The organism is Holospora obtusa F1, from assembly GCF_000469665.2.
Taxonomy (GTDB): domain Bacteria; phylum Pseudomonadota; class Alphaproteobacteria; order Holosporales; family Holosporaceae; genus Holospora; species Holospora obtusa.
The window spans coordinates 17,662-42,602 of record NZ_AWTR02000085.1; the positions used below are offsets into that span (position 1 = coordinate 17,662).

Here is a 24,941-nt window from a genome sequence, read left to right on the forward strand (position 1 = left end):
TATGGAACACAATTTTTTAAAGTCTTTTCAGACAGTCGTGGGGTTAGGAGTAGATCTTTTAGAAGTTTCTCGTCTTAAAAAGAAAATTCAGCGTCATGGAGAAAATTTTTTAAATCGCGTATTTACTGAAAAAGAGCAAAGTTATTGCAGAGAAAAGTTAAATTGTTATGGCCATTATGCGTCCCGTTTTTGTGCAAAAGAGGCTTTTGTTAAAGCCTTGGGGTGGGGTATTTCTAATCGCTGTTCTTGGCTTGATATTGAGGTTTTTCATGACGAAAAAGGCAGGCCAAACTTAAATATATCCGAAAAAGTGTACACCTACCTTCCTTGGTCACGTATAACAACACATTTAAGTATTTCTGATGAAAAGCATTATGCTTGTGCAACAGTTATTTTACTAGTTCCTTTAGAATATTTATAAAAACTTAACTGAAGAGATCTAATTTTTAAAAAAACTATTAAAGATGTGTTGAAAATGCCGCATTTTTTTGGGATAGCGTCACAGTTGATTTAGTTATCTTTTTTTTAAAGATTTCTATGTACAAAACGTTATTTTTAATTTATCATTCCCTACCTTTATGAATGACATTTTAACAATTGAAGCGGTTATATTTTCAGATTCTCGAAATTTTTTTAGGTCTATGGATATATGGATGTACTCAGACAGTACCTGTCATAGATGATGGTGTTGTGCGCAGGCTGTCTCGTATGTTTCCTAATTTTTTTTCAGTATCTCAGTTTATGGGAGTTTTAAAAGATGAGGGAGTAGAAAGCGCCTCTCGGTACGTTAATAGCGCACTTCAGGTAGCTCCTAAAAACGCCGCTTTGCATTTTTTGAATGGTTTTTTGTATGAAGAAATGGAACGTATGGGGGATAAAGGAAAAGATGCTTTGGCTGGTGTGGCTTACAAGGCTGCTTATGGCTTAGATTCCAGTAATGCGGTGGGATGTTATTTGTATGGCTCTTATAAGTTGAAGTTAGGTGAATATGCAGAAGCGCAACAATTTTTAACATATGCACACATGCTTGACCCAAAATCTGTTGATACATTATATGGATTAGCCTACAGCTCTTATTATTTAAAAGATCTTCCGGTCGCGCTTTCTTCTATTAAAGCTGCTTTAAAACTCAATCCGAATAGACCAGAAATTCAAAGAGCAGCAGCGATTATTTTTTCTGCATGCGGTCAAAAAAAAGCTGCTCGTGAAGCGCTTTCGTGTTACAAAAAATTTTCTAACGTTTCTTCGTATCAATATCAAAAGACTAAAGAACGCGTAGAACAGTGGGAAAATATTTCTGAGCTCGCACAAAAAGAATCTTCTAAATGTACGTCCATACCTAAAACGGATTCTTCTTTAGAGAGTACTGAACCAGAAAGTTTGTTTATCGATTGTTATATCGTCTTTATGCAAAACGAAAAATTTACACTTCAAGGAAATAATTTTTTAGAACAGTTAGCAGTAACAGTAGGGGATAGTTCTGCCTTGGCGGGATTCAGAAGATCGCTTGAAAGAGAAACCCTCACCAATGCAACATACCCAGTTTCTGGAAGTTGGGAAAAAAGTTTTGCTTTTTCAGTAACTCCGATAAGTGCCAGTTATAGTTTAAATATTGCCAATGCACAACATAGATGTGTAGATTTAGTTTCTCGCCCAACACTAACGACTATTGTAGGTAAAACGGCAACGTTTGAAGATGGATTAATATATTCAGCGTCTACTGAGGGATCTAACGGCGGTGCAATTATTAATATTCCTACGGGAACAAATATTTCTATTACGCCTCGTCAAATTACAGAATCTGATGAAGTGATTATGGATGTGGCTTTGGGAGCATCTACATTTTCTGCAGCTCCTGATGCGGAAATCAGTATTTCTGATCAGTTAGTAGAGCGTACAATCGGAAGCACATCTTCTACTGCTAAAGTACTAATAGGACAAACCATCGTTATTGCTGGATCTAATGAGCTTGCAACGTCTTCTAACGAAACAGAAATGCCGGGTTTAGGGGCTATTCCTATTATTCAGTACTTTTTTAAACAGAGAACAGTTAATCAAGTACGAAGAAATATATTGTATTTAATTACAGTACGCCGAAGTATAGAAAAGAAAAAAAAATCTACATCACTTTCAACGCCGTCTCAAGCACAAAATTTATTAAGAAGAACGGGGTTTTGGTCTTTGGGAGAGTACACAACGCTATTTTATATTTTGCAATTTTTAGAACGATCTTCGATGTTTTCAGATTTTCGTTCAGGAGATTTGGCTGAACCAGTCAATAGTTTTTCTATTATGAGTTTAGAGGAAAAATTGTCTAAGCTTGCAAGATTTTTATATTTTTAGGAGAAAAAAGTTCGTGAAATTTTTTGCAATTTTTACAAATATAGGAGCATACTAATGAAAAAATTTCTTATATGTTTTTTTGGAGCAATTGTTTTTATGACGAGCTGTGATTTTTTGACTTCTCCTAATTCTGATATAAAAAATAATTTATCAGAATTATCTAAACGTCACTGCGAATTATCAAAGGTTTGGAAAGCTATAGAACAAAATGATTTACAGCGCGCTTCTAAAGAAATGAACATTGCCCTGCAAGTATCTCCCGAAAACCCTACATACCATTTAATTAACGGTTTGATTTACGAAAGTTCTCATGACGATGTAGATCAACAAGGACTTGCTAAATCTGCTTACCAAGCTGCTTATAATTTGGACCCCTCTCAATATCTACATGCGTATTTGTTAGGAATCAGAGAGTTAGAAGAGCGTCAATATTTAGAAGCACAAACTCATTTAACCGGTGCGTTAATCTTAAATCCTAAAAATCCTGATATCATGTACGCGTTAGCTTATGCTTCTTATCACTTGAAAGATTTAGTTGTAGCACGAGCTATGTTAAAGAAAGCTCTTTCTATTCGTCCGCTAGATAGAAAATTTTTAAGGGGTATGGCAATTGTTTTGGCAGCTTATCACCAATTTGATGAAGCTCGTTCTTATGCCAAAAAGTACAGAGCGCATCGTGACGTCTCTGCGGAATCTGCAAACATACTGGATCGTCGTATTCATGATTGGGAAAACGCGTATCAAAGCGCTCCAAAGTTGACTAAGATTTTGGATGAATCGTTTCTTCGCTCTAATTCGGGGCCTGATGCTGAAATGGCAGGAGATCCATCTGCAGGTAAAGGTCCTGAAAATCAAGTCGAAGATGTTACCAGTATTTTTTTTGATTGTTATTCTATGCAACATCAAGAAGTTGAGCGTGCTTTAAGTGGGCAAAATATTATGAATGTCTTGCAAATTGTTTTGGGAACAAATACGCTAGCGTCTGTAACTCGAACTTTGGGGAGGGCGAGTTCAAGTTTTGTTTCTCCACAGCCTGTGGCCGGAAAATGGAATAAAGAGTTTGGTATGGCGGTATCTTTGTCTGGATTACGATACAGTTTAAACTTAGCTAATGCTCAAAAAGAAGTAACGAGTATTCTGGCACGTCCATCCATTCATACAATTCTTACAAAAAAAGCTACGCTATTTTCTGGAGAAAACTATACAGGGGGAGTTTCTGGTTCAACTGGAGCAGCTGCTGGAAATATCGAAGCAGGAATTTCGCTAGAAATTACGCCAGTGAGCTTATCTCCAGAAGGAGTTTTGACAATGAATATTCAATTTTCTGGAAGTTTTTTTACAGATAACCCAAACCTTAGGGCCGGGTTGGCTTCTCAGTTGTTGAGTATTACACGTTCTCGCGTAAAAACAACAGTTAAAGCTGTTATAGGTCAAACAGTTGCTCTGGGAGGTATTTATACGAAGCAAAGTGCTCAAAGTGAAAGTCGTACACCTATTTTGGGTGATCTTCCTGTTGTGCAGTATTTTTTTGGAGGGAAACAAAATTCTTCCAGGGTTAACAGTATTATTTATTTAATTACTGCGCGGTTGGGGGGGTCTGGGCAGCAGCTTGGAAAAATAGAGCGAAAGAAAATAGAAAAAGCTAGAAAAGAGGTTCACAATCAGCTAAAAATGCGTGGACTTATGTCAATAGGAGAATTTTCGAATTGGTATTATATTTTTGGACATTTAGAAAATTCACCTTTATTTCTTAATTTTCGTTCAGGAGATCTTGAAACTCCCCAAACGGAAATTGATAATGGAACTGATTTAGGGGAACGCTTACATCTTTTGGCTCGATTTCTTTATTTTTAACTAAAGGTTCCATAGAATTATGGAGAACAAATTTGAAGGAAGCCTAGTGTTGGAGCTGTGTAGTGTGATTTGTGAAGCTGTGTTGTTAGAAAATATAAACTGGATTGACGTTTGTATTGCAACCAGTATTGTTTTTTTTATCGCTTTGTATTATGGAACTGGAATAGGGATTTTTTATATCAAAAAAACAGGACATATTTTTGGAATAAAACCTAAAATTTTTCAGAATAAAAAAGAAAAATTTTACACAATGCTTCAAGAATATTGTGCACATCCAAGCGTTGCTCCATCTAAATTAAGATATGCTCAATTTTTTATTTTAAACAATGGGAGTACTGTTTTTGCATTAAGTGTTCCTTTCAAAAATAGCATCGTCATTTGGATTCCTTGCTACACTTCTTCTAAGAAAAAATGGATAAAAAGCTTGATATGGAATCACCCAATGCACACGTGCGTCGTAAATTCCAATGGAAAGATTCAGTGGTTTAGTCGTAATTTACTGCAATGGCTTGCTTTGCATAGTTGTGATCTGTATCACTCACCGTTTTCTGTGTTATTCAAAAATTCACCACCACGTTGGGAAAGTATAAAAAATCGTCATATCGTTATTCTTTTGAGTCGTGGAAAGGAAGATCGAGCTGCGCGAATTCATATGGAAACAGTACTGAAAGATACAAAGCTTAACATATTTTATTTTTTTCCTTGTGAGTACATGTATGCGTATGAAAATGATCAACTGTTTTTAAACGCGATTCCTTGTTCAGCAGTTTTGATAGATAGTCACGGAATAATTAGAAATTCAAATGAAGAATTTCAAGGAAAATTTTTTTATTCACATAACAAATCCACGTTCGGAGTTCCTATTCCTTATTTAACTAAAGCATCTAAGTCTAAATTGTTTACTGAATTACAGCATGCTCGTAAAAGATCGAAACCTTCTTGTGTCTTTATTGTGGAGTTAGAGCAAAAAACTGTACAAAAAGAATCTTTAGAAAAAATGTTTGCTTTTTTACAACCTTTTTCGTCTTATGATGATCACGTACTTTTTATATTGTTACTGATGTCTGCTCCTAATATTGTTCCCCCTCAAGAACCTTTATCTCAGCGAATGGAGTTGTTAGGGCAAGTTGCCAGTGGAATTGTTCACGATTTTAACAATTTATTGACTGGAATGATTGGATTTTGTGATTTGTTGTTACAGCGTCATGGACCTGGTGATCCTTCTTTTCAAGATGTTCAACAAATTAAGCATAGTGCCGTAAGGGCTGCGCGCTTAATTCAACATTTATTAGATTTTTCTAAGTCTACTTCTAGTGCGGAACGAGTATTTTCTTTGCAAGGATGTGTACAAAATTTAATGCCCTTAATTCAAAGAATTATTGGGCCTAAAATTTTTCTAAGTTTTCGTCATGACGCTCAAACGAGTGCTGTTTATGGAAATTTAGATAATATAGAGCAAATGATTTTAAATCTTGCGATTAATGCCAGAGACGCAATGCCTAATGGAGGATCCTTAGATTTTACGCTCGGTACTTTTGTTGCAAAATCTTCTCAAACGCTTACGCAAGGCGTGCTAGAAATGGGACAGTATGTTTATCTTGAAGTAAAAGATACGGGCTCAGGGATTCCTCCAGACATTTTTCCGTATATTTTTAACGCTTTTGTTTCTTCTAAAGAACAAGGTACGGGGCTTGGACTTTCAAATATTTCAAAAACTGTTACAGAACTCAAAGGAGGAATTCAGGTTCAAACAGAAAAGGGTCGTGGAAGTACATTTTCCATTTATTTACCTCTTCATAAAGGAGAGATTGATTCAAGAAATCAAGAATCTCAAAAATCTTTGGTAGAACCTAATAAAACAGGAGAAAAAATTCTTTTGGTAGAAGATGAGGATCCCATTCGTCTTTTTTCGTCAAGAGTTTTGCGAGAAAAAGGATACGAAGTAGTTGAAGCAAGAGACGGGATTCAAGCATTGCAAACCATGAAAACACACGAAGACATTATGCTGATTATTACCGACGTTATGATGCCGGGAATTGATGGGCCCTCACTAATTTCGGAAGTGCAAAAGCATACTCCGCATATTAAAGCACTTTTTGTTTCTGGATACCCCAAAGAATCTATTGAATTATCTGGGGCTTCTGCTAATCGATATTTTTTACAAAAACCTTTTTCTCTTTCTGAATTGGTTGCAAAAATTCAAGAAATTTTAAAAAAAAATTAAAGTAACGCTTTCTGTTTTTTGTTTTTCATAAAGGTATGAGAAATTTTAAACTTAAGCGTTACAAACTTGTATCATTTTTATCGATTTTTTTTTGAAGGCTGTTCTGGTAAGTGTGGAACCTTCCTCAAACGTTCACTGTTTCCTCCTTGATTAAGCAATACTTTTATTTTCTAAAATGTACACTAAAAAAAAGACTCTATCTGATCTATTAATACTTTTAAATTTTGACGATGCAAAGCAGAAACAAAAAAAACTGATTCCGAATTTTGAAAAAGTGTTCTTAGGTTATCATTTTCCTCTTGTGTTAATTGATCAGTTTTATTTAGTACGATAAATTCTTTTTTTTGCATCAAGGTTGCATCAAAGGCTTCTAATTCTTGACGAATGTGCCGATATTTCTGTAAAACATCTGCTTCTTTAGCGTCTAGCACATGTAACAATATACTGCATCTTTGAGTATGACTTAAAAAGCGATGCCCCAACCCTTTTCCAAGATGTGCATCTTCAATTAATCCCGGAAGATCGGCTAATACAACCTCTTTATCATCCCATCGCATAACACCAAGTTTAGGAAAAAGTGTCGTAAAAGGATAATCTCCCACTTTTGAATTGGCATCCGTTAGTGCATTCAACAACGTAGATTTTCCCGCATTAGGCATGCCTACCAAACCTAAGTTTGCCAATAATTTTAGTTTAAGATCAATCCAAGCTTCTTGACCTGATTCTCCCGGGTAGGCTATGCGAGGCGATTGATGAACAGAATTTTTTAAACACGCATTTCCAGCTCCACCTTTTCCGCCTTTAAATAAAACGACCTGTTGGTTTTTTTTAGTAATATCTGCAATTTTTTCTCCTTCTATCCAAATTTCCGTTCCCAAAGGTACTGTCAAGACTAAATCTTTTCCAGACCTTCCTGCTTTTCTTCTTCCAGATCCGGAAGATCCATTTTCGGCTACATATTTTTTCTTAAACCTGAAATCTAAAAGAGTTTGCTTTGTCCCGCTTCCTTGGACGAAGACATCTCCACCTTTTCCTCCGTTTCCTCCATCAGGGCCTCCAAATTCTATGTTTTTTTCTCGACGAAAGCTAATACTTCCAGCTCCACCATCTCCACTTTTAATAAAAATTTTTGCGTCTTGAATGAATTGCATAAAAAGTTCCTTATCTTATCTTTCGTTTATCTTACAAAAAATTGATACAAAAAGCGAGAAACGCTTCTTTAAGATAGGATAAAGACCGACATATACTATTCTTTATTCTAAAAAGAAGGAGCAAGCTCTAAAAGTTTTTTTATTTCTTGGGAACTTAAGGAATTTTTAGTTACAACGCGATACAAAATTTTTCCTTTTACAGAACGAGACTGTAAAGAAAAACTGTATCCTTCTGCTTTAGCTTTAAGTCGAACTAAAAATTCTTTTGCACGACCTAAGTCTGAAAATACAGGGCCTATTTGCCCAGATTTTTCAAGTGTATGTGACGAATTTTTAGAAGTTTTTTTTTCAATATCTGCGCTGCTTATTTTTTTTTCAGCATCTTCTCCTTTGTGTTTTTCAGTCAGTTCAGATTCAACGGAATGATTAGGTATGGTAGAATGCTTTACAGCAGGAGTCTTCAAATCATTTAAGGATTTTTGCTCTTTTTTGCTCTCAGGATTAGTATTTGAAGAAGGTTGCAAAATTTTTTTTGCCTCACAAGGCGAATTCGTAAAAGTTTCATCGGGTTTTACATCAACAAAAGGCTCAACGCAGGACTTAGCAAGATCTTGATAAGGTAAAATTTTTTCTACAATGGGAGCCTCTTCTTGATCTAAATCATAAATTTTTTGTACATTCTTATCTTCTTGAGGAGCAAGGTAAGTTCTAACTGGAAAACCGTACCCTTGAACAACTGGAATACCTGTTTTGGAGGGGGTTCCAAAAAAATAGTACGCCAAAACACTTACTCCACCTCCTATAAAACTGAACACCACGAGTAAAGTATTTCTTTTCCAGAGATTGGGTTTAGGGGAAGAATATTTTTTTTCTTTATAGCGTAAAGAACGACTCACGTTTAAAACATAAATTTAATCACGTGTCTTGTATGGTACCATAAATAAATAAAGTGTCAATTTTTTATTAGCACTTTTACCTACACGGGAATACACTTTTTTAATCAACTTTTCTCTTCAAAATAAGGAGGTTCGATCATTTTTTCTGAAAACAAAACATCAGACCGGACTCGTTAACTTCATTTTTGTGTGCTTAGAAAAAATTTGTGAACTACAGAAAGTTTTGAAAAAAGAAAAATTTTTTTTGCTATGCGGTTTACAATCTTATCACATCTTATCCCTAGTCCTGATTGCACAAGATTCCAAGGAAATAACGCAAACAATCCGTAACGTTTAGCAATGTTTAAGTTAGGGCTTAACAAAATACATTGTAGTGCTCCACACGCTTCTAATATGATCAATGCTCCTACCCATTTTATCCATGCTGATTTTTCGTAAGAAAAACTAGCCCAACACAGCGCTGGAACGATTCCCCAAAAATATCCTCCACAGGGGCTGGAAAGGATTGCAGAGGAAATAGGGCATATCCAATTCAAATCAAAAACTCCTAGTATCGACCAGAACAAAACGATACTCAACGCTATTTCTTTACAAAAAATACCAGCCAAACTGATGACCGAAAAGTAAACAAAATTCCAAGGCAAAGGTGCAAAAGGAATCTGAATCCAAGAAGCGCAAGAAATAATTCCTACCGCTTTGAGATAGATCAGTATAATTTTAAATATTTTTTTCATCGTTTATTTTTTTAATCCACAAGATAAATATTCTTCTGCACTTTGAAGTATTTCGTAATTTTCTCCATTTAGCAATTTGTCTGTTTCTTGTTGAATCCTAATGCGTTTACGCTCTTGTCTAAGAATAGTACTGATTTCTGAATCTGAAGGGCATGTCTGTTTTAATTCTTTTTGTGTTTTTCGACCTAAGAGAACTACACATATGACGGCTCTTAAATTTTTTAGCACATATGGACCTGAAATTTCCCCCTCAAGTGTTTGTGAAAAAATTTTTAATAAATCAGGATCTAATTTATATTCCGGTGTCCATTCCACAATTCCAAGATTTTTTTTACTATTGCTTTGGGAAAAGTGACCTGCTACCTGAGTAAAAGGAACTCCTTGATTTAACATTTCCTTAATATTTTCCATTTCTTTTAACGTGGTTTTTGGGCAAGATTTATAAAAAATTACGATTTCTCCATAACGAATATATTTAAGATTATGCGGAAGCAATTGCCAATTTTTTTTATAATTTTTTATTTCTTGCTGAGTAATTACAAAATCTGATCCATATCTTCCTTCAATATAAGTATCCCATGATAAGTTAGCTTTTAATTGTTCTTTTATTATTTTTTTTTCTTCCTCCGTCAACGTGAGTGCAGGAAAAGATTTTTTTAAATTTTGTAACCATACTTGATAGACTTCATCTAACTGCTGAACAGAGATTTCTACCTTATATTGAAATGCAAGTCCAAGTTGCAAGCGTTCCATTAAAATTTGTCGAAAAATAGAAGGAGCATATTGAGAAAAAGCAGTTCTTGAAATAGAAGAATTATGTAGTTTAGGGAGCAATAAAAATCTAGCCCAAACATCCGAGGTCGTGATAGGCTTCTTTTGAACGGTAGCCAACACAAAACAATCCATCTTATCAGCATAGATACAGAACGTAACAAGACTACTTACACATCCAAAAGCAATTTTTAATTTTAATTTTAAGTTCATTTATTGCTTTAAACTCCATACCTCATTTAGAAACACACAGTAGAGTATCTCAGAAATCTAACTTTTTTTCAAGAAAAATTTTTAAATCAATACTAATATATAATGATCAATTTTATCCTGATGAAAATATGAAAACAATGAACACATCATATTTTTGTTATAACGAATTCACAGCTTATAGTAATTTACAAAAGAAGAATGAAGGGATTGCTTTTGTTCGAAATTACAGGTAAAATTCTAACCGATTATTTCTAAATTGGTAAAGTAGTGAAATCTCCTTTTGAAGACTCTGTTCTTTCATTAACTGTATATCCAAGAAACGCGAACCAAACCAAAGGGCAAATTAGGGCTTTGCGACTTTCGGGGCGTATTCCTTCTGTTTTGTATGGTCAAGGACCGTCTGAAAATATTTCTGTTTGTGCAAAAAATATCGCTTTTGAATTAGAAAAACCCGGAATTTTTAGTCGAGTGTTTCAATTGCCTAATTATGGAAAAGTTTTAATTAGTGCAATTCAGTTTTGTAGTGTAAAAGATAAACCGATTCATGTTGATTTTCGTCGTTTATCAAAAGATCAAAAAATAAAAATTTTGGTACGTATTGTGTTTCTTAATCAAGATAAAAGCGTTGGAATCAAGCGGGGAGGGGCGTTAAACATCGTTCACCATCATCTTGAAGTTTTTGCTCCTGTTGATTGTATTCCTGAAGCAATTGATGTCGATCTTTTGAATCTTGATATAGGTCAGACGATTCATTTGGAATCTATTCAGTTACCTGAGGGGATTCAAGTTCTTCATGTAGAAAAAGATGAAGCCATAGCAAGTATCGTTCCGCCTTCTTCTGGAGACAAAACAGATGATCAAGAAGTTTCTGAAGCTCAAACATCTTCTTCGTAATTTTTGATGCGTTACGATTGGGTGTGGGTTGGAATAGGAAACCCGGGATCAGAGTATGATACAACACGGCATAATGCAGGTTTTTTAGCATTAGATGCGCTTAAGGAGCGTTTTCAAGATACTCTAGAAGAAAGCAAAAAATGGGAAAAAAAATATAACGCTTTTGTATCAGTCCTTTTTTTTCAAGAATTTAAAGTACTATTGTGTAAGCCTTTGTCGTATGTTAATCGTTCAGGAGCGGTTGTTTCTTCGATTTTAAAAATGTTTAACATTCCTTTGGACCATGTTGTTGTGTTCCACGATGAGTTAGAATTAGATTTTGGGGTGTTAAAGTGGAAAACAGGAGGGGGGCACAAGGGGCATAACGGTTTAAGAAATATTTCTGAACTGTGTGGAAGTGACTATAATAGATTTTGTATCGGCATTGGTCGTCCTAGAGGGGCTGTAGAGGTTTCAAAATTTGTTTTGAGTTCTTTTACACCCAAAGAACTGGAGATTTTAAATGTTTTTGTATTTCCATGCATGCATCGAGCTCTCCCGTATCTGTTTCAAGGAAAATTTGATAAGATTCATGAAATTTCAAAAGACGTATATTCTAATAGTGAATCATTCTAGAATGTTTTATAAAATTTTATGAAAATTGCTCTTCATGAATTTTTTCCTTCATTGAAACAAAAAACTTATGGAGTTTTTTTGTTGTATGGAAATAAACTTGATCTCATTGAAAGTATTTTAAACGAACTACAAAACGTGGAGTTGCGATTTATTAGAGCGCAAGATTCGGAATTTTGGAATCAACATATTGAGCTGTGTACCCCCACGTTATTTAATATGGGAAGAACCGTACTTCTTATTCAAGAAGTTCCTGAAAAAAAATTTTCTTCTTATCAGCCTATAGTAGAGGCTCTTCCAAAAAATCTTCAAATTATTTTTACGTCTTCTCAGTTTAGGCAAAATTCTTCATGGCTACGTAGCTTTCAGCAATCTACTACAAAAGCAGTCATTCCGTGTTACGAAATTTCTTTAAATCAGTCTATGGCAATTCTTAAGCGATGCTTAGAAGAATATCAAGTTCCACTTTCTGAACATCATTTGAAAATGGTGTCTCAATGGGTACAAGAAGGAGATTGGTTGAGTACAGCAAAAACACTGCAATTGTTGTATCAAGCTAAAAATAAAAACTCGATACAGCAAGAAGATTTGGAAAAAATATTTAATCATCTTGCTGTGAATTCAGAAGAAATTTTTTTACCCTTTATGAATAAACCCGATCTTTCTATTGTGGAGCATTTACGTCATAGTGATGAAAAATTGAGATGGGTGCGTATATGGCAAAAGCTATCGTTTCAGTGTTGGCAACTGAAGGTAACGCTTAAGCACTACACAAAAACTCAGCAAAATAGCCAAAAAAAAATTTTACCTCACGAAGTTGCTAAATTAGCTACTCAGTTAGATCCTCCAATTTTTTTTAAATATATCCCTTTCATTCAAAAGTATATTCATGAATGGTCTTTAGAATTTTTAGAAAAACGTATGGATGATTTGTATGATTTGGAGGTGAATATTAAAAAAGAAATTTTTCAAAAAAATGATGATATTTCCATTGTACAAATGCTGTGTTTATAAAATTTTTGTAATAAAAAAGGGTAGGAAGGGGGATGATAAAAGTCTTTCAGTTTTTTAGTGATGCTGTATGCTTTAGTAAACTTTATATTTAGGAATTTTCAGTGCAATCTTGTATGATGGCAAAAAAAGGAGAGGAATTTTTTTCTCTGGCAGCGCATTGGATTAAAACTCATTCTTTACGTTTTAATATTCCTTTATCAGAGTGGAAAATTTATGTCCCGTATAAAAGATGTATTCCTTTTTTGGGTCGTTTCTTTTTTTCTCAAGAAAAAGGAATGCCAAATATGTTATCCGTGACTCAAATTGATCCTATTCCTTTTGAAAAACGTTTAGGGTGGATGCTTTCTTTTTTAACTCCTGTTTTATCTAATATTTCTTTAGAGCATCGCTTGACTATCGCGAAAGATGCATTGTCATTATGGGAACAAAGTTTACTATACGAAACTTCTTGGCATAAGTTGTGCGATGTGCAAGAAGAATTATTTTCTCAATATAAGTGTTCAGCCTTACATTTGTTACGTTACATTTCAGAGTCTTGGCCTGAATTTTTGAAAAAACAAGTATCTTTTTATAAGTGCTCTGATGAATACGATTGTTTATTAAGCCAACCCACGATACTGATAGGATGTCACGGAACGCTTCCTTTTACTCAAAATCTCATGAAGCGATTAAAAAAATCAACACAGGGATGGATTTTATTTCCTTACGTTCCAAAACCAGTGGGGACTTTATCGTCTACACATCCTTTTTATGGATTTCAAAAAACTCTGTCAATTTTGGAAGTTTCCTATGAAAGCATTGCTATCATTTCTAGCTTAACTGTTTGCAAAGAACAAAAAAATGAATGCGACGCTCAAGATGCGTTTTTAGCGTCTTATCATGGGCACTGCTTATCATCACCTATTAAAAATAATCTTGAGTACTACACAGTAACGACTCCGTTAGAAGAAGTCCACCAAGTGGCTCAATGCTTAATAACGTATCATAAATTGGGAAAATCTGTACTATGCGTTACACCTGACCCAGTGTTAGCGGAAGGAGTATCCATTATGCTGAAAAATGAAAAAATACCGCTGTATTGGAAACGAACTTTGACTATAATTCATAACACTGGTGCGCATTTTATTTTAATTTTATGGAATTGTATACACAAAAAGTGGTCTTTTTTTTCTTCAGCAGATTTTATAAAACATAACGTTTTAACAACTTCTTATCCTGTACTTTTTCGGTGGATGAATTTTCTTGAAGACACCTATTTTCGAGGAAATGCTTTGCCTGAAAATTTTTTAGAATGGCTAAAACGTCACGGCCAACATACGCGTTATCCACGTATTGCAGAACGTGTTAACGAAATTTTCTATTCTCATCTTCATCTTATTTCTTCTATGATTAATTCTTTTGAACTGTATCCTCTCACGCAATGGTTACACACTTTAAATGATGTTCTGCATGGCTTATTGAAAGATATGTTTTGGAAGAGTTGCAGTGGAAATGAAATAAAAAAAGCACTTGATACGCTGAAAAACAACGCCTGCGCGTACGCGGAAATGTCTGGTGAAGATGTGGGAATCTTACTTAAACATTTTTTTCAAAATTATTGTTTTTTTTCACAAGAAGAGAAAGATGAAATAGTTCCGACTCTTTATATTTGCAGCCCAAAAGAGGCAAGATTACTTGTGCAACATTATGATGTTTGTATTATGACCAGTTTATATGAAGGAGGATGGCCAAGAGCTCTTACTGCAAATTCTTTGCTTCCAGTTTCATTACATGAATTTTTGAATTTTCCTCCTGTTACCTGGCAAATAGGAATGTCAGCCAGAAATTTTTACGCTTGTCTTAGTGCTCCTAAACTCATTTTGATACGATCTAAAGATCGGGGAGATCCTTCTAGATTTTTGTTGAGATTGAAAGGAACATTACCTTTTTTTCTTGTAGAGGATTTTAAATATTTTTCATATTATCCTTGTTCTTTTAAGAAACCTTCTGTTGTATGCTCAGAAATAAAGCCTAAATCGCTTTCTGTCAATGACATGGCATTATTACATAGTAATCCTTACGGATTTTATTTAAAACGCATTTTAGGTATTGCTCCTTTGCCTGCTCTTCAAAAAAACTCTGGGGTTTCATTAGGAATAGCATTTCATCAGTTGTTAGCACAATGGATGCGTCGCTGCCCGTCACAAGGTTCTCTTTCAGAGCACACACTTAGATGTCATTTAATGCAATTAATAGAAGAAAATCTATTTTCATTATACTCAAATAAGATTGTTCGCACTCAAATATTACGTTGCTGTGAAGAGTTCTTAGCCTGTGAACTACAAAAAAGAAAAAATTTTTTTACTTCCTTTGTAAAAGTTAAAGGATGTACAGAGATTATGACTGCTTTTGGTTCTGTGAATTTTTTTGGGCAAGCAGATCGAATTGATTGTACTTCAGAAAAAGTTGTCATTGTTGATTATAAAACGGGTGCGTTACCTAAATCTATCCAAACAAACGAGTTAGAACATCACGTATGGTGGTTATCTTGGATGTTAAAACATAATGGATTCAAGGGAGTACCTAATTCTTCGTGTATTCACGTACAGTGGCTACAGCTTTCTTTGGCACATGGGCTAAAATGCATTGAATCCAATGTAGAACAAAACTTAGAAAACGATATCCAGCATCGTTGGAATGTTTTAGAAGATTACATTTTAGGAAAAACTCCCTATGTGCCTTTAGAAGTAAAAAATTTTACAGATGGAATTTCCAGAAGATTAGAATGGAGTCCACTTTGAAAAGCTCTATTTCAATTTTTGTTCCATAATATCAATTCTGAATTTTCCAATATCAACTTCTGATACTCTCTAATTAATCATGTATCTTGTAAATTACTCGCATCATCAAATGAATCCTGCGTTTGCCCCCAATGAATCATTCATTAGGTAAGAATGCGCTAGGATTATTTTCTAAGAGCTTCTCACGCATTAGCGCCAAAGGAAAAGAATATTTTATTTTGATCATTTTGTTGATTCGTTTGTTGATTTTGATAACCATTTTCTTGAATTTTATAAATTTCGTTGTACAAATTTTGTAAGTATTCTGTCAAATTTTGATCTTGGAGCAGATTAATTGTGTTAATAAAAAAAACTTTCATATTATCGAGATTCAAACCTTTAGGTGGAAAAGTTAAAAGTTTGGAATATTTTTCTTTAACGTTGGCGATTATATCGTTTCTCGTTTGATTATCTATATTCATATAGTCAGGATAATGTAGAGCTGGAGAAATTAAGCCGTCGTACAAAATCAAAATTTCATTGGTAATAGGAAGATTGGGATTGTATTTTTCTCCATGAAGCATTGTGTCGATGTATATGTTTTTCAGTTTAGATTTTAGTGAAGATGATGCGACGTTCTTTGAGGGAGAGAATGCGTTCGCTAAAAGTTGGGGAGAATTATGGGGAATATCAGTCCTATTGATTACAAACTGTAAATATTTTCGATATCTTTCTTCCATTCGTGTTTCTACCGCTTGTATACTTTCTTTCTTCAAAGCAGATTGGCTGTCAAGAATTCTTTGTAGCAATCCCATTTGTTCTACGCAGTTTTCTTGATTAGTAGGTTCAGTGCTCGTTTCGTTAAAAAGTTCTATGAGGTGCTTAATCTTTGAGTTTTTCCAATTTTGATAAAGATTCGTTATACGTTCTTTGAAGGATTCATCACTCATAAAATTAAACATTTTTTCCAAAAAATCTTTTAATAATTTTTCTGACTTTAGATCGTACGGAAAATTTTTCAGGAACAGCTCATATTTTCTTTCAAAAATTGATTTAAAAAAACCTTTATCTTGAATAGAAATAAAATCTGCATCATTTAATGCGGGAACAAGTATTCCAAAATTTAAGATTTTTATTTGATTTGGAATTTGAGAATCAGCATTTATTACTTCTTTGATTTTATTAAGATACACATTTTTAAGATCTGGTAAAATTGTTTGCAATTTCTTAAGATAGGACTCGCCTTTTGGTAACCACGATGGTTTTCTAAAAGCTAATTTTAAAAATTCTTCATAACGTGTATGAAGGCGCTTTTTAATAGTATTTCTATCCTCATCCGAAAAATCCTGAAAGCTTTGATCCAAAGCAATCGTAGATAGATTGTCTATTTGCTTGAAGGCTTCATCAAGCTCTGTAGGAACATCTTTCGTTGTATTGAAAAGTCTTATAATTTCTGGCGCTTTTAACTTTTCAGCAGAACTGATAGAATGAATTTTTGAAATCCATTTATTGTACTTATTTTGTAGTACCTTTCCGAGCTCATTGTCTATTGCGTAGATAGAGTTAATAACCTTAACACACCCATGTAACAGTCCAACGTTTACAGGAATATTATAAGATAAAAGTGTTTGTAAGAAAGATTCATAATACGCTGTTATTAATTCATTCATAATACTTTTTTGCTGAGATGATGCCTGATCATTAAAATTTGTTTTTATCAAGGCCGCCTTATTTAACATTTGCATTTTTTGTAAAATATCTTGATCATCACTCGGAAAAGGAAAGTCATCTAACTGAGCTAAAGAATTGTCTGTTGAATCTCCGAGTGCATGTTTTTTTAACAATTCTTCAAATTCTGTTTGACCTTCTTGATTAAGCTGTCCGGAAAGTCCTAATTTTATTTTCAAAAGGATTTGTTCTTTTTCCTTTTTCTGAATTTGATTTTCTAATTCTTTTTTTGTTTGTTCAAAATGAGTACTTTTTGTTTCAGAGCTCTCAATTTTCTGACGCATTTCTTGCATTTCTGATAAAAGTTTTGTTTTTTCTTGATCATGACAAATCTTTGTGTTTTCAAATTTCTGAACTTCTGTTTCCAAAGATCTTTTTGCATTTTCAAGCTCTATTTTTAACAAATTTTCACGTTTTTCTAACTCGTTAATCTTTTGTGCGAAATCACTGTTTGTTTTTGATCGATCTGTAGATGATGTATACAATTTTTCTAATTTTTCTTGAGTATCAGATAAATTTTTCGTTATTATATCAATATCACTTTTGAGTTTTGAATTTTCTTTTTTTATATTTTCAATATTTCCTTCAAATTCCTGAATTTCAATACTCATTTTTTTCGTGTTTGATAAAAGCTCCTGTTTTTTTTGTTCTTCTTCTATATTCTTAATTTGCAGATCTTCGAGAGCTTTTTTTTGTTCTTCCACAGATTGTCTTGCTTTATTAAGCTCTTGTGTTAACGTACTTTTTTCACTGTTTAACTGTTCAATATTTTTTCCTAGATTTTCTTTTTCTTGTGTTTGATCAGAAGATAATTGACTATATTTATTCTGTTCTTCTTTTAAAAGTTTTTTATTTGTCTCTAATTCCTGTGTTATGGAAGAAACCTGTGCTTGAAGTTTTGAATTTTCTGCTTGTATATTGAGTAATGTATCCTTGGCTTTCCCAACTTTTTTTCTAAGTTGTTTGTTTTGCAATTTAAGAATATTAACAGAATATTTTAATTTTTTAATTGTGGATTTATATTTAGTTAAATATTTAGTTAAATGCTTTAACTGAAAATCAAGTTTTTGTTTTTCGTCGAAAAAATTAGATCTAATTATTATTAATTCAGTCTCGTTCTTTTGGCTATCTTTCAGCTTCACATCAATTTCAGAGATTAATTTGTTTTTTTCTTCGATAAAATTTTTTATTTGTTTTATTTTTTTTTCAATCTCATTCTGAGTGTTTTCAGTTATTTCTTTAACTAAAATTTCTGTGCCCTCCTGTATATCTTTTTGAGAGTTATCTGAGATCAAAGACGTCAGTTTCTCAATAAGGTCTTCATTTTTTTTTTCCTGTTTTTGCTGAAAAAGTTGAAACTTTGTCTGAGACTCTTGAACTGTTTGTTCTAATGCTTCAATTTTTTTTAAAGTATCCTCAATTCTTGTGTTAAAATTTGTTTGCATTTCTGTTTGCATTTTATTATAATCATTATTAAGATTTTCTATGATTTGTTTCGAGTTTTTTGTTTGCTCTTCCAACATATCTTTATATTCTTTCAGAGCTGTACTTTGTATTTCTTCCAATTCTTTGCCCTGATTTTTTATCTGCTGATTTAATGTGTTCTTTTCTTGTTCTAACACTTGAATTTTTTTATCATACTCTTGGATGTTCTTAAGATAATTATTTATTTGAATTTGAAGAGATTTTTTATGATTTTCCAAGCTCCGTTTCTCTTCTTCAAGCCGTGTGTTTTTATTTGTGAGTGCATTTTTCTCAAGCACTTCTTTTTTAGATTTAACGAAATTTTGGGTAGGTTGTTTTTCAATATCCAGAATTTTATACACAGCTAGCTTAATTTGCTTAGAATTATCTCCGATACTATTCAAATTTTCCGTAAGTTGGGATTCTAATTCCTGTACGTTTTTCAACGATGAAGCAACAGAAGATTGATCTACTTTTAACGAAGATTTAATAATCTCCATTCCGTCAGCTTTTTTTCCTTCATTAAAGTATATTTTATAAATATTCGCAACTAAAGTCTTAAATGATTGAAATTTTTCGTCTTTTAAGGATGATAAAAATGATAAAAGATTTTGAAACTTTAAAGAACTAAAATCGAATTCTTGCTTCCTTATCTCATTTTGTATCTGTTGAAATTGAGTATTTTTTTTATATTTAACATCTTCACTGTCTTGAGATTCAATCTTTTGAATTTCGTCTTCGATCAATTTTCTAATTGAACTATTGCAACTTTCATTCAAAACATATCCAGTTGCTTTTATTCCGTACTTTTCGCTCGCTGTATCTACCCAAGTTGCCGTTTTTAAAGGGTTATTATTGTCACAATTTGCGTGCGAAAAAGAAGAAGTTACTACGGCTGAAATCCAAAATAATAAAATATTTTTATAAAATTTTTTAATCATTTTTTTTATTTAATATCAACATTATACTAAAAAATATACATAAAAAAAATAAAAATATAATAAATTTTTTTTGACTACTCACTTTTTGAAATACTGAGATGATGAACTCTACTTTTACTCAAGGCTTTTTTTACTGCCGAATTACCAAATAAACTCTTATCAAAACTATTATTCAAGCAAAAAAATCGCTAACACTATCGCTCCACAATACGCCACTGAATCAGACAAAGCTTCTCTCACTAAGACAATAGACTAAAATAGAACACACGATATATAATTAAAAAACAAGCATTACACTTCAAAAAACTTATTTTTCTTAACTTGCTGCGTAAAATAAGAAGAAACGACTAACCAACTTATTTTTGTGCCGAGTATTAGACTTGAACTAACGACCTACTGATTACAAATCAGTCGCTCTACCAACTGAGCTAACTCGGCTCTTCCTGGCTATAAGTATACAAAAAAAAGTATCCTAAAACAATAGCGCAATGCCTACAAAAAGAGTACTTTTTTTCGTGTGTCCCTTGCATATAGTAAAAAAAATATATATGATTCGTAGGAAAATTTTGTTATGAAAAGGTATGGCATTTGCTCAACTTTATGTGAAACGTTTAGATCCTGAACTTCCAGACATCGAATATGCTACCCCTGGAAGCTCCGCTTTTGATCTTCGATCCAGAATTCAGCACATGTTAGAACCAGGAAAAATTGTTACGATTCCAACAGGAATCGCAGTGGCAATATCTGAAGGATGGGAGATTCAAATTCGTTCCAGATCTGGCTTGGCTGCGCATCAAGGTATCGTAGTATTAAATGCTCCTGGAACGATTGATAGAGATTTTCGCGGAGAAATTCAGGTTATTTTAATACATTTTGGATCTAGTCCGTTTATGATTGAAAGAGGAATGCGTATTGCACAAGCTGTGGTGAGTCCGGTTGTGCAGGCAGATTTTCAATGGGTAGATCATTTGCCCCCAACACAACGCGGAGATGCAGGCTTTGGTTCAACCGGTCTGCACTAGTACAGATCTTCAATTTGCTTCAATTGAATTTTTAGAACAGTACTTTTTTGATGTGCTCTTTGGTTATTTTTCTGAATTTCCTGGCCCCTCAGTTGCGTTTGGAGTTTCTGGTGGAGCAGATAGTCTTGCATTAGCGTATTTATTTACGCGGTGGAAACTTCTTTACGCTCCTGATATTGTTTTACTTCCTTTTATAGTTGATCATGGGATCCGAAAAGAATCCAGAAAAGAGGCTGAGCGCGTTGTTAAGTGGTTATGTGGTTGGGGATTAGAATCTTTAATTATTTCTTGTTCAGGAGATATAGGGAATAATCAAGCCAGTTGGAGAAAAGCGCGATATGAAGCGCTACTTTTGGCGTGCCATACATACCAAGTTTTTTCGTTAGCCTTAGCTCACCATCAAGACGACGTACTAGAAACGGTGTGGATGCGACAACGCGCTTCAAGCGATTGGAGAGGGTGTGCTGGAATTAGTAGTCATCGTATCCAATGGAATATTCACATATTTCGTCCATTATTAGCTTGGCCTAAATCATGCATGTACCGCATATTAAAGCATATTCAGCATCCCTGGATTGAAGATCCTTCGAATCAATGTCAACATTTTCAAAGGTGGAAAGCTCGGTGCGTCATTAAAAGCCAATCTGATCAAGAACGTCAAGAATTATGGAAGTCCACTTTAAGCTTTGCCAAGCAACGCAACCAAGAAAGTTTGGATTGGAAACAGAGCGTTCAGGTAAGTTTTTTTGCAGGGGGATGTAAAATTTCGAGATCTTCTGCCTGTTTTAATCTTCCAGTTTCACAAGGAGCCAGGATTTTATCTCAATGGCTTTTTAGTATTATCCCTGGTCGGACTCCTTTATCGCAATCATCTTTGTGCAAAGCATGGAATCGTATGCTTGTAGTCAGTCGCAACGCATCGCCTTGCGTTGTTTTGACATTAGGAGGATGCGTCATAATTCACGCTATGGATGCGTTTTATTGTTTTAGAGAATGGGAACGAATTGTTCCTTATAAACCACTAGAGCATCTTGTAGGCCCCTGGATTTGGGATCATCGTTTTTTATTCTTTCAAAATGTTGACTTTCCCGTTTGCGCTTCTGCTTATGACACCCCACTTTATCCAGAACTCATAGCTGATACGTTCGGATTTTCGAAATATGTAGCACGCTGGGCGTGCGCTTGTATGCCTAATGTTTCCGGAGGATTTTTGTGTTATCCAAGCGTCCCCTGCCCTGTTTTTTCACTGCCTTTTGGATTGTCTTTTTTGTAAAAATTATACCCGTCAAACACATGGAAAACGCTCTAAACCTGATAGATTAATAGATACTACCTCTTGTGCTCCCCTTGAGTTTGCTTTAAAATTTTCTTCTGGATAAAAAAATAGAGGACAAGATATGAAGGTAAATTTAGAAGAGGTCAAACAAGTTGCAAAACTTGCAAAAATAAATTTGACTCAGGAAGAAGCTGAAGGATTTTTTCAAGAATTAAATCAAGTATTTGACTGGGTAAATCAACTAGAACAACTATGTCTTCAAGATCACCATCAACATCCAAAACTTTCTTGTCCTATGGTGGAAGACACTCCTAACGCTCCTGTTGATGTTGAAAAGTTATTATCAAACGCACCAAAGCATCATCAAGGATATTTTGTTGTTCCAAATGTTTTGTCAGGAGACGCTTAATGAAATATTCCGATATCTTATCTCTAACTCTAGCTCAAGCAAAATCAGCGCTTGATCGAGGTGATCTTTCCAGCGTAGAGCTTACTCAATGCTATATAGAGCAAATGATTTCTTTAAATTCTACGTATCATGCGTATATAACACAGTGCGAAGAATTAGCGTTAGAAATGGCAAAAAAAAGCGATTATCGAAGAAAACAAAAAAAATGCGGAATATTGGAAGGCATTCCTTTGGCGATCAAAGACGTATTTTGCACAAAGGGCGTTCGCACAACGTTTGCTTCCAAAATGATGGAAAATTTTGTTCCCCAGTATTCGTCAACTGTCACAGAACGTTTAGAAGAATGTGGTGGAATTTTTCTTGGAAAAACGAATTTAGACGAATTTTGCATGGGATCCATGAATACCTACACATTTATTGATCCTGTTGCAAATCCTTGGGATATTTCGTGCGTTTCAGGAGGATCATCGGGGGGAAGCGCTGCTGCAATTGCTGCGGGTATGGCTTTAGGTGCGGTAGGATCTGACACAGGAGGATCTATTCGACAGCCCGCTTCTTTTTGTGGTGTTGTGGGAGTGCGCCCAACGTATGGAAGAGTTTCTCGTTATGGCATGGGCGCGTTTGCTTCTTCTTTTGATCAAGCCGGACCGATTGCGCGCACAGTAGAGGATGCTGGGTACATTTTTCAAGCTATTTGTGGGTATGATCCAAAAGACTCTACAAGTCGTCACATACCTTGCCCAGACATATTTTCTGTCATGAATCAATCTGTTAAAAATATGAGGGTTGGAATTCCTATAGAATTTTATGAAGCTTCTTATTCGGAAGACGTGCGCCGTTACTGGGATCAAAGTCGTGACATTCTAAAAAATGCAGGATGTCAAATAAAGATGGTGTCATTGCCCTATGTTTCGTTTGCGCTTCCTTGTTACTATCTTATTGTGTGTGCGGAAGCAGCGTCTAACTTAGCTCGTTATGATGGCGTAAAATATGGAGTGCGTCAATTTGGTGAAACCTTAGAAGAAATGTATGTTAATACACGAAGCGTAGGTTTTGGAGCAGAAGTAAAGCGTCGAATTTTGATTGGGACATATATTTTGTCTCACGGAAATTATGATGCGTATTACGGAAAAGCGCTGCGTATTCGTCAATTAATTCAAGAAGATTTTTCAAAAGTTTTTCAAGATGTTGATGTATTGTTAATGCCCACGACACCTACCGCAGCATTTTCTACGTCTCAAGCACCAAAAGATCCGGTGAACATTTACTTGAATGACATACTCACTGTTCCTATAAATGTCGGTGGAATTTGTGGAATTTCTGTTCCATTTTGTCTCTCCAGTCAAGGACTTCCTTTGGGAATTCAGATTTTGGCTCCTGCTTTTGAAGATGGGCGTTTGTTTCAGTTTGGAAAAGTGTTAGAAAAAGAAAGTAATTTCCCTAATCTTCCTTTTTTAACGAAAAATTTGTAGCAATATTTTTTTCCTTAGTGTGAACTCTTTTTATGCAAAAATCACGCTTTTTGTGCCGTTTTATTTTAGATCAAACCAAAATATGAAGATTATGTTCAAAAAAACGGCATATACTAAAGAGCTAAAAGATAATTAAAACGTGTGATTAAAAATTGGTGCTAAATTTCCACTTCCTACACGACTTTGCCCTCCTAAAGCCGAAGGTAAAGCATTAAGAGGATTCGCATCTGGTCCTAAAACAGAGAAAGGAATATTCCAAGAAGAAAAATCTGCCAATTGAGTATAAGGTTCATTTTTTTTGGCATAGGGTTTTTTTACGCTTTTTGGAGCATTCAAAGAAAAGGTATTTTGTGCATAACACAAACTTTTTCCCCATACAAAAGCAAAACATATTAAAAAAAATACAATTTTCATATTATAAAATATTTATCTATATATTTACAATCATATATTTTTGTTTTTTATTTTTTATTAACGGTTGTATTTGAAAATAAAAAATTAAATCGATTTAAAAATATATAATTTCTGAATTTACGAATCCGTGACGTTGGGTAATAAAATCAGAAAATTAAATTTTTAAGATATATTGATTGTCAGGAGGTGTACGCTGCTTGCGATACTGGAAGTTTTGTGTAATAATCCAAAGAAGATTTTGTGAGCTTTATCTTCTTTGAGCAAATGATCATACATATCAGGAGAATTAAATAGCATGACGACAATGCAAGATACCGTAAAAGAGATGTTACGAGGACGTTATCATCGTGAGAAGTTGTTAAAATATGAATTAGTATTAATTATTAATCCAGATTATTCTATGCCTCAGGTCTTGGAAGCCTTCCAAAAAATTGAATCTAAGGTTCAAGAGTATAGTGGATCTTTAAATCCTGCGGAATACTGGGGATTTCGAACCCTTGCGTATCCTATTCATAAACGTAATAAAGCGCACTACGTTTATTGTACTGCTCAGTTTAATCCGTCGTGCGTCAAGGAGCTGGAACGCTTTCTTTCTGTTGAGCTTCACGGAGGGATTTTCAGACATCTCATTTTAAAAGTGCAAAATGAAGATTTGCTGGTAGAACCCACAATGTTGAAACAATCTTCTTTGACGGATGCTGTAAATGGCACACCAAAAGCTGCTCCTGCGGTATCTTGATGAACGTGTGT

General features: G+C 34.2%; 19 protein-coding genes and 1 tRNA gene. 13 read left to right on the top strand and 7 right to left on the bottom strand.

The annotated features are described in order from the left end of the window. Position 1 precedes the first annotated feature (1 nt). The 4 genes from acpS (at position 2) to P618_RS06165 (ending at position 6,421) form a co-directional block, all read left to right on the top strand. Positions 2 to 421: a holo-ACP synthase gene (gene acpS / locus P618_RS05235; RefSeq protein WP_021826781.1), complete on the top strand. Its 420-nt coding sequence runs from the start codon at positions 2 to 4 to the stop codon at positions 419 to 421. A gap of 176 nt (positions 422 to 597) precedes the next feature. Beyond that, entirely contained in the window at positions 598 to 2,343 is a 1,746-nt protein-coding gene (locus tag P618_RS05240; RefSeq protein WP_024161252.1) for a type III secretion system outer membrane pore InvG, read from the top strand. 54 nt (positions 2,344 to 2,397) lie between these two features. Then, positions 2,398 to 4,197: a tetratricopeptide repeat protein gene (locus P618_RS05245; protein ID WP_021826783.1), complete on the top strand. Its 1,800-nt coding sequence runs from the start codon at positions 2,398 to 2,400 to the stop codon at positions 4,195 to 4,197. Positions 4,198 to 4,216: 19 nt separating this feature from the next. After that, positions 4,217 to 6,421, top strand: coding sequence for an ATP-binding protein (locus P618_RS06165; RefSeq protein WP_021826784.1), 2,205 nt, complete (start codon positions 4,217 to 4,219; stop codon positions 6,419 to 6,421). Positions 6,422 to 6,603: 182 nt separating this feature from the next. Here the strand turns inward: P618_RS06165 and obgE are convergent, their stop codons facing one another. From obgE to P618_RS05270, 4 genes are all read right to left on the bottom strand, one after another. Continuing rightward, positions 6,604 to 7,572 (bottom strand): GTPase ObgE, encoded by a 969-nt coding sequence (gene obgE / locus P618_RS05255; protein WP_021826785.1) that lies wholly within the window; start codon positions 7,570 to 7,572, stop codon positions 6,604 to 6,606. 107 nt (positions 7,573 to 7,679) lie between these two features. Further along, the gene (locus tag P618_RS05260; protein WP_021826786.1) at positions 7,680 to 8,468 is read right to left on the bottom strand and encodes a hypothetical protein; all 789 of its coding nucleotides are present in this window, start codon (positions 8,466 to 8,468) and stop codon (positions 7,680 to 7,682) included. A 179-nt stretch (positions 8,469 to 8,647) separates the two neighbouring features. Continuing rightward, complete coding sequence (locus P618_RS05265) at positions 8,648 to 9,202, bottom strand: hypothetical protein (protein ID WP_021826787.1); 555 nt, start codon at positions 9,200 to 9,202, stop codon at positions 8,648 to 8,650. A 3-nt stretch (positions 9,203 to 9,205) separates the two neighbouring features. Then, complete coding sequence (locus P618_RS05270; protein ID WP_021826788.1) at positions 9,206 to 10,186, bottom strand: peptidylprolyl isomerase; 981 nt, start codon at positions 10,184 to 10,186, stop codon at positions 9,206 to 9,208. Positions 10,187 to 10,453: 267 nt separating this feature from the next. Between P618_RS05270 and P618_RS05275 the strand changes: the two genes are divergently transcribed. The 4 genes from P618_RS05275 to P618_RS05290 all read left to right on the top strand — a co-directional run bounded on the left by P618_RS05275 (position 10,454) and on the right by P618_RS05290 (position 15,486). Continuing rightward, a complete protein-coding gene (locus P618_RS05275; protein WP_021826789.1) occupies positions 10,454 to 11,080 on the top strand; it encodes a 50S ribosomal protein L25/general stress protein Ctc in 627 nt (208 codons plus the stop codon). A 6-nt stretch (positions 11,081 to 11,086) separates the two neighbouring features. Then, complete coding sequence (gene pth, locus P618_RS05280; protein ID WP_021826790.1) at positions 11,087 to 11,695, top strand: aminoacyl-tRNA hydrolase; 609 nt, start codon at positions 11,087 to 11,089, stop codon at positions 11,693 to 11,695. Positions 11,696 to 11,713: 18 nt separating this feature from the next. Next, the gene (locus P618_RS05285) at positions 11,714 to 12,706 is read left to right on the top strand and encodes a hypothetical protein (protein WP_021826791.1); all 993 of its coding nucleotides are present in this window, start codon (positions 11,714 to 11,716) and stop codon (positions 12,704 to 12,706) included. A gap of 101 nt (positions 12,707 to 12,807) precedes the next feature. Next, entirely contained in the window at positions 12,808 to 15,486 is a 2,679-nt protein-coding gene (locus P618_RS05290; RefSeq protein ID WP_024161253.1) for a PD-(D/E)XK nuclease family protein, read from the top strand. 182 nt (positions 15,487 to 15,668) lie between these two features. Here the strand turns inward: P618_RS05290 and P618_RS05295 are convergent, their stop codons facing one another. Together P618_RS05295 and P618_RS05300 are read right to left on the bottom strand one after the other, a co-directional pair. Then, on the bottom strand, positions 15,669 to 19,598 hold the full coding sequence (locus P618_RS05295) for a hypothetical protein (protein WP_021826793.1): 3,930 nt from the start codon (positions 19,596 to 19,598) through the stop codon (positions 15,669 to 15,671). 365 nt (positions 19,599 to 19,963) lie between these two features. Further along, positions 19,964 to 20,036: transfer RNA gene (locus P618_RS05300), tRNA-Thr, on the bottom strand. 143 nt (positions 20,037 to 20,179) lie between these two features. Here P618_RS05300 and dut point away from each other — a divergent pair. The 4 genes from dut (at position 20,180) to gatA (ending at position 23,777) form a co-directional block, all read left to right on the top strand. After that, positions 20,180 to 20,620, top strand: a complete 441-nt coding sequence (gene dut, locus P618_RS05305) for a dUTP diphosphatase (protein ID WP_021826794.1) — start codon at positions 20,180 to 20,182, stop codon at positions 20,618 to 20,620. Continuing rightward, entirely contained in the window at positions 20,589 to 21,893 is a 1,305-nt protein-coding gene (gene tilS / locus P618_RS06170; RefSeq protein ID WP_021826795.1) for a tRNA lysidine(34) synthetase TilS, read from the top strand. The genes dut and tilS overlap by 32 nt, the downstream gene beginning before the upstream one ends. Positions 21,894 to 22,017: 124 nt before the next feature. Further along, entirely contained in the window at positions 22,018 to 22,305 is a 288-nt protein-coding gene (gene gatC / locus P618_RS05315) for an Asp-tRNA(Asn)/Glu-tRNA(Gln) amidotransferase subunit GatC (RefSeq protein ID WP_021826796.1), read from the top strand. Then, entirely contained in the window at positions 22,305 to 23,777 is a 1,473-nt protein-coding gene (gene gatA, locus P618_RS05320) for an Asp-tRNA(Asn)/Glu-tRNA(Gln) amidotransferase subunit GatA (protein ID WP_021826797.1), read from the top strand. Before gatC ends, gatA begins: the two co-directional genes overlap by 1 nt. Before the next feature lie 132 nt (positions 23,778 to 23,909). Here the strand turns inward: gatA and P618_RS05325 are convergent, their stop codons facing one another. Then, complete coding sequence (locus P618_RS05325) at positions 23,910 to 24,191, bottom strand: hypothetical protein (RefSeq protein WP_021826799.1); 282 nt, start codon at positions 24,189 to 24,191, stop codon at positions 23,910 to 23,912. Positions 24,192 to 24,486: 295 nt separating this feature from the next. Between P618_RS05325 and rpsF the strand changes: the two genes are divergently transcribed. Beyond that, a complete protein-coding gene (gene rpsF / locus P618_RS05330) occupies positions 24,487 to 24,930 on the top strand; it encodes a 30S ribosomal protein S6 (RefSeq protein WP_024161254.1) in 444 nt (147 codons plus the stop codon). Positions 24,931 to 24,941 lie beyond the last annotated feature (11 nt).

Coding starts and splice junctions, on each gene's coding strand:
- pth (WP_021826790.1), top strand. CDS start 11,087: ATGCGTTACGATTGGGTGTGGGTTGGAATAGGAAACCCGGGATCAGAG.
- rpsF (WP_024161254.1), top strand. CDS start 24,487: ATGACGACAATGCAAGATACCGTAAAAGAGATGTTACGAGGACGTTAT.
- tilS (WP_021826795.1), top strand. CDS start 20,589: ATGCAGGCTTTGGTTCAACCGGTCTGCACTAGTACAGATCTTCAATTT.
- acpS (WP_021826781.1), top strand. CDS start 2: ATGGAACACAATTTTTTAAAGTCTTTTCAGACAGTCGTGGGGTTAGGA.
- obgE (WP_021826785.1), bottom strand. CDS start 7,572: ATGCAATTCATTCAAGACGCAAAAATTTTTATTAAAAGTGGAGATGGT.
- P618_RS05245 (WP_021826783.1), top strand. CDS start 2,398: ATGAAAAAATTTCTTATATGTTTTTTTGGAGCAATTGTTTTTATGACG.
- P618_RS05265 (WP_021826787.1), bottom strand. CDS start 9,202: ATGAAAAAAATATTTAAAATTATACTGATCTATCTCAAAGCGGTAGGA.
- P618_RS05285 (WP_021826791.1), top strand. CDS start 11,714: ATGAAAATTGCTCTTCATGAATTTTTTCCTTCATTGAAACAAAAAACT.
- P618_RS06165 (WP_021826784.1), top strand. CDS start 4,217: ATGGAGAACAAATTTGAAGGAAGCCTAGTGTTGGAGCTGTGTAGTGTG.
- gatC (WP_021826796.1), top strand. CDS start 22,018: ATGAAGGTAAATTTAGAAGAGGTCAAACAAGTTGCAAAACTTGCAAAA.
- P618_RS05270 (WP_021826788.1), bottom strand. CDS start 10,186: ATGAACTTAAAATTAAAATTAAAAATTGCTTTTGGATGTGTAAGTAGT.
- P618_RS05325 (WP_021826799.1), bottom strand. CDS start 24,191: ATGAAAATTGTATTTTTTTTAATATGTTTTGCTTTTGTATGGGGAAAA.
- gatA (WP_021826797.1), top strand. CDS start 22,305: ATGAAATATTCCGATATCTTATCTCTAACTCTAGCTCAAGCAAAATCA.
- P618_RS05295 (WP_021826793.1), bottom strand. CDS start 19,598: ATGATTAAAAAATTTTATAAAAATATTTTATTATTTTGGATTTCAGCC.
- dut (WP_021826794.1), top strand. CDS start 20,180: ATGGCATTTGCTCAACTTTATGTGAAACGTTTAGATCCTGAACTTCCA.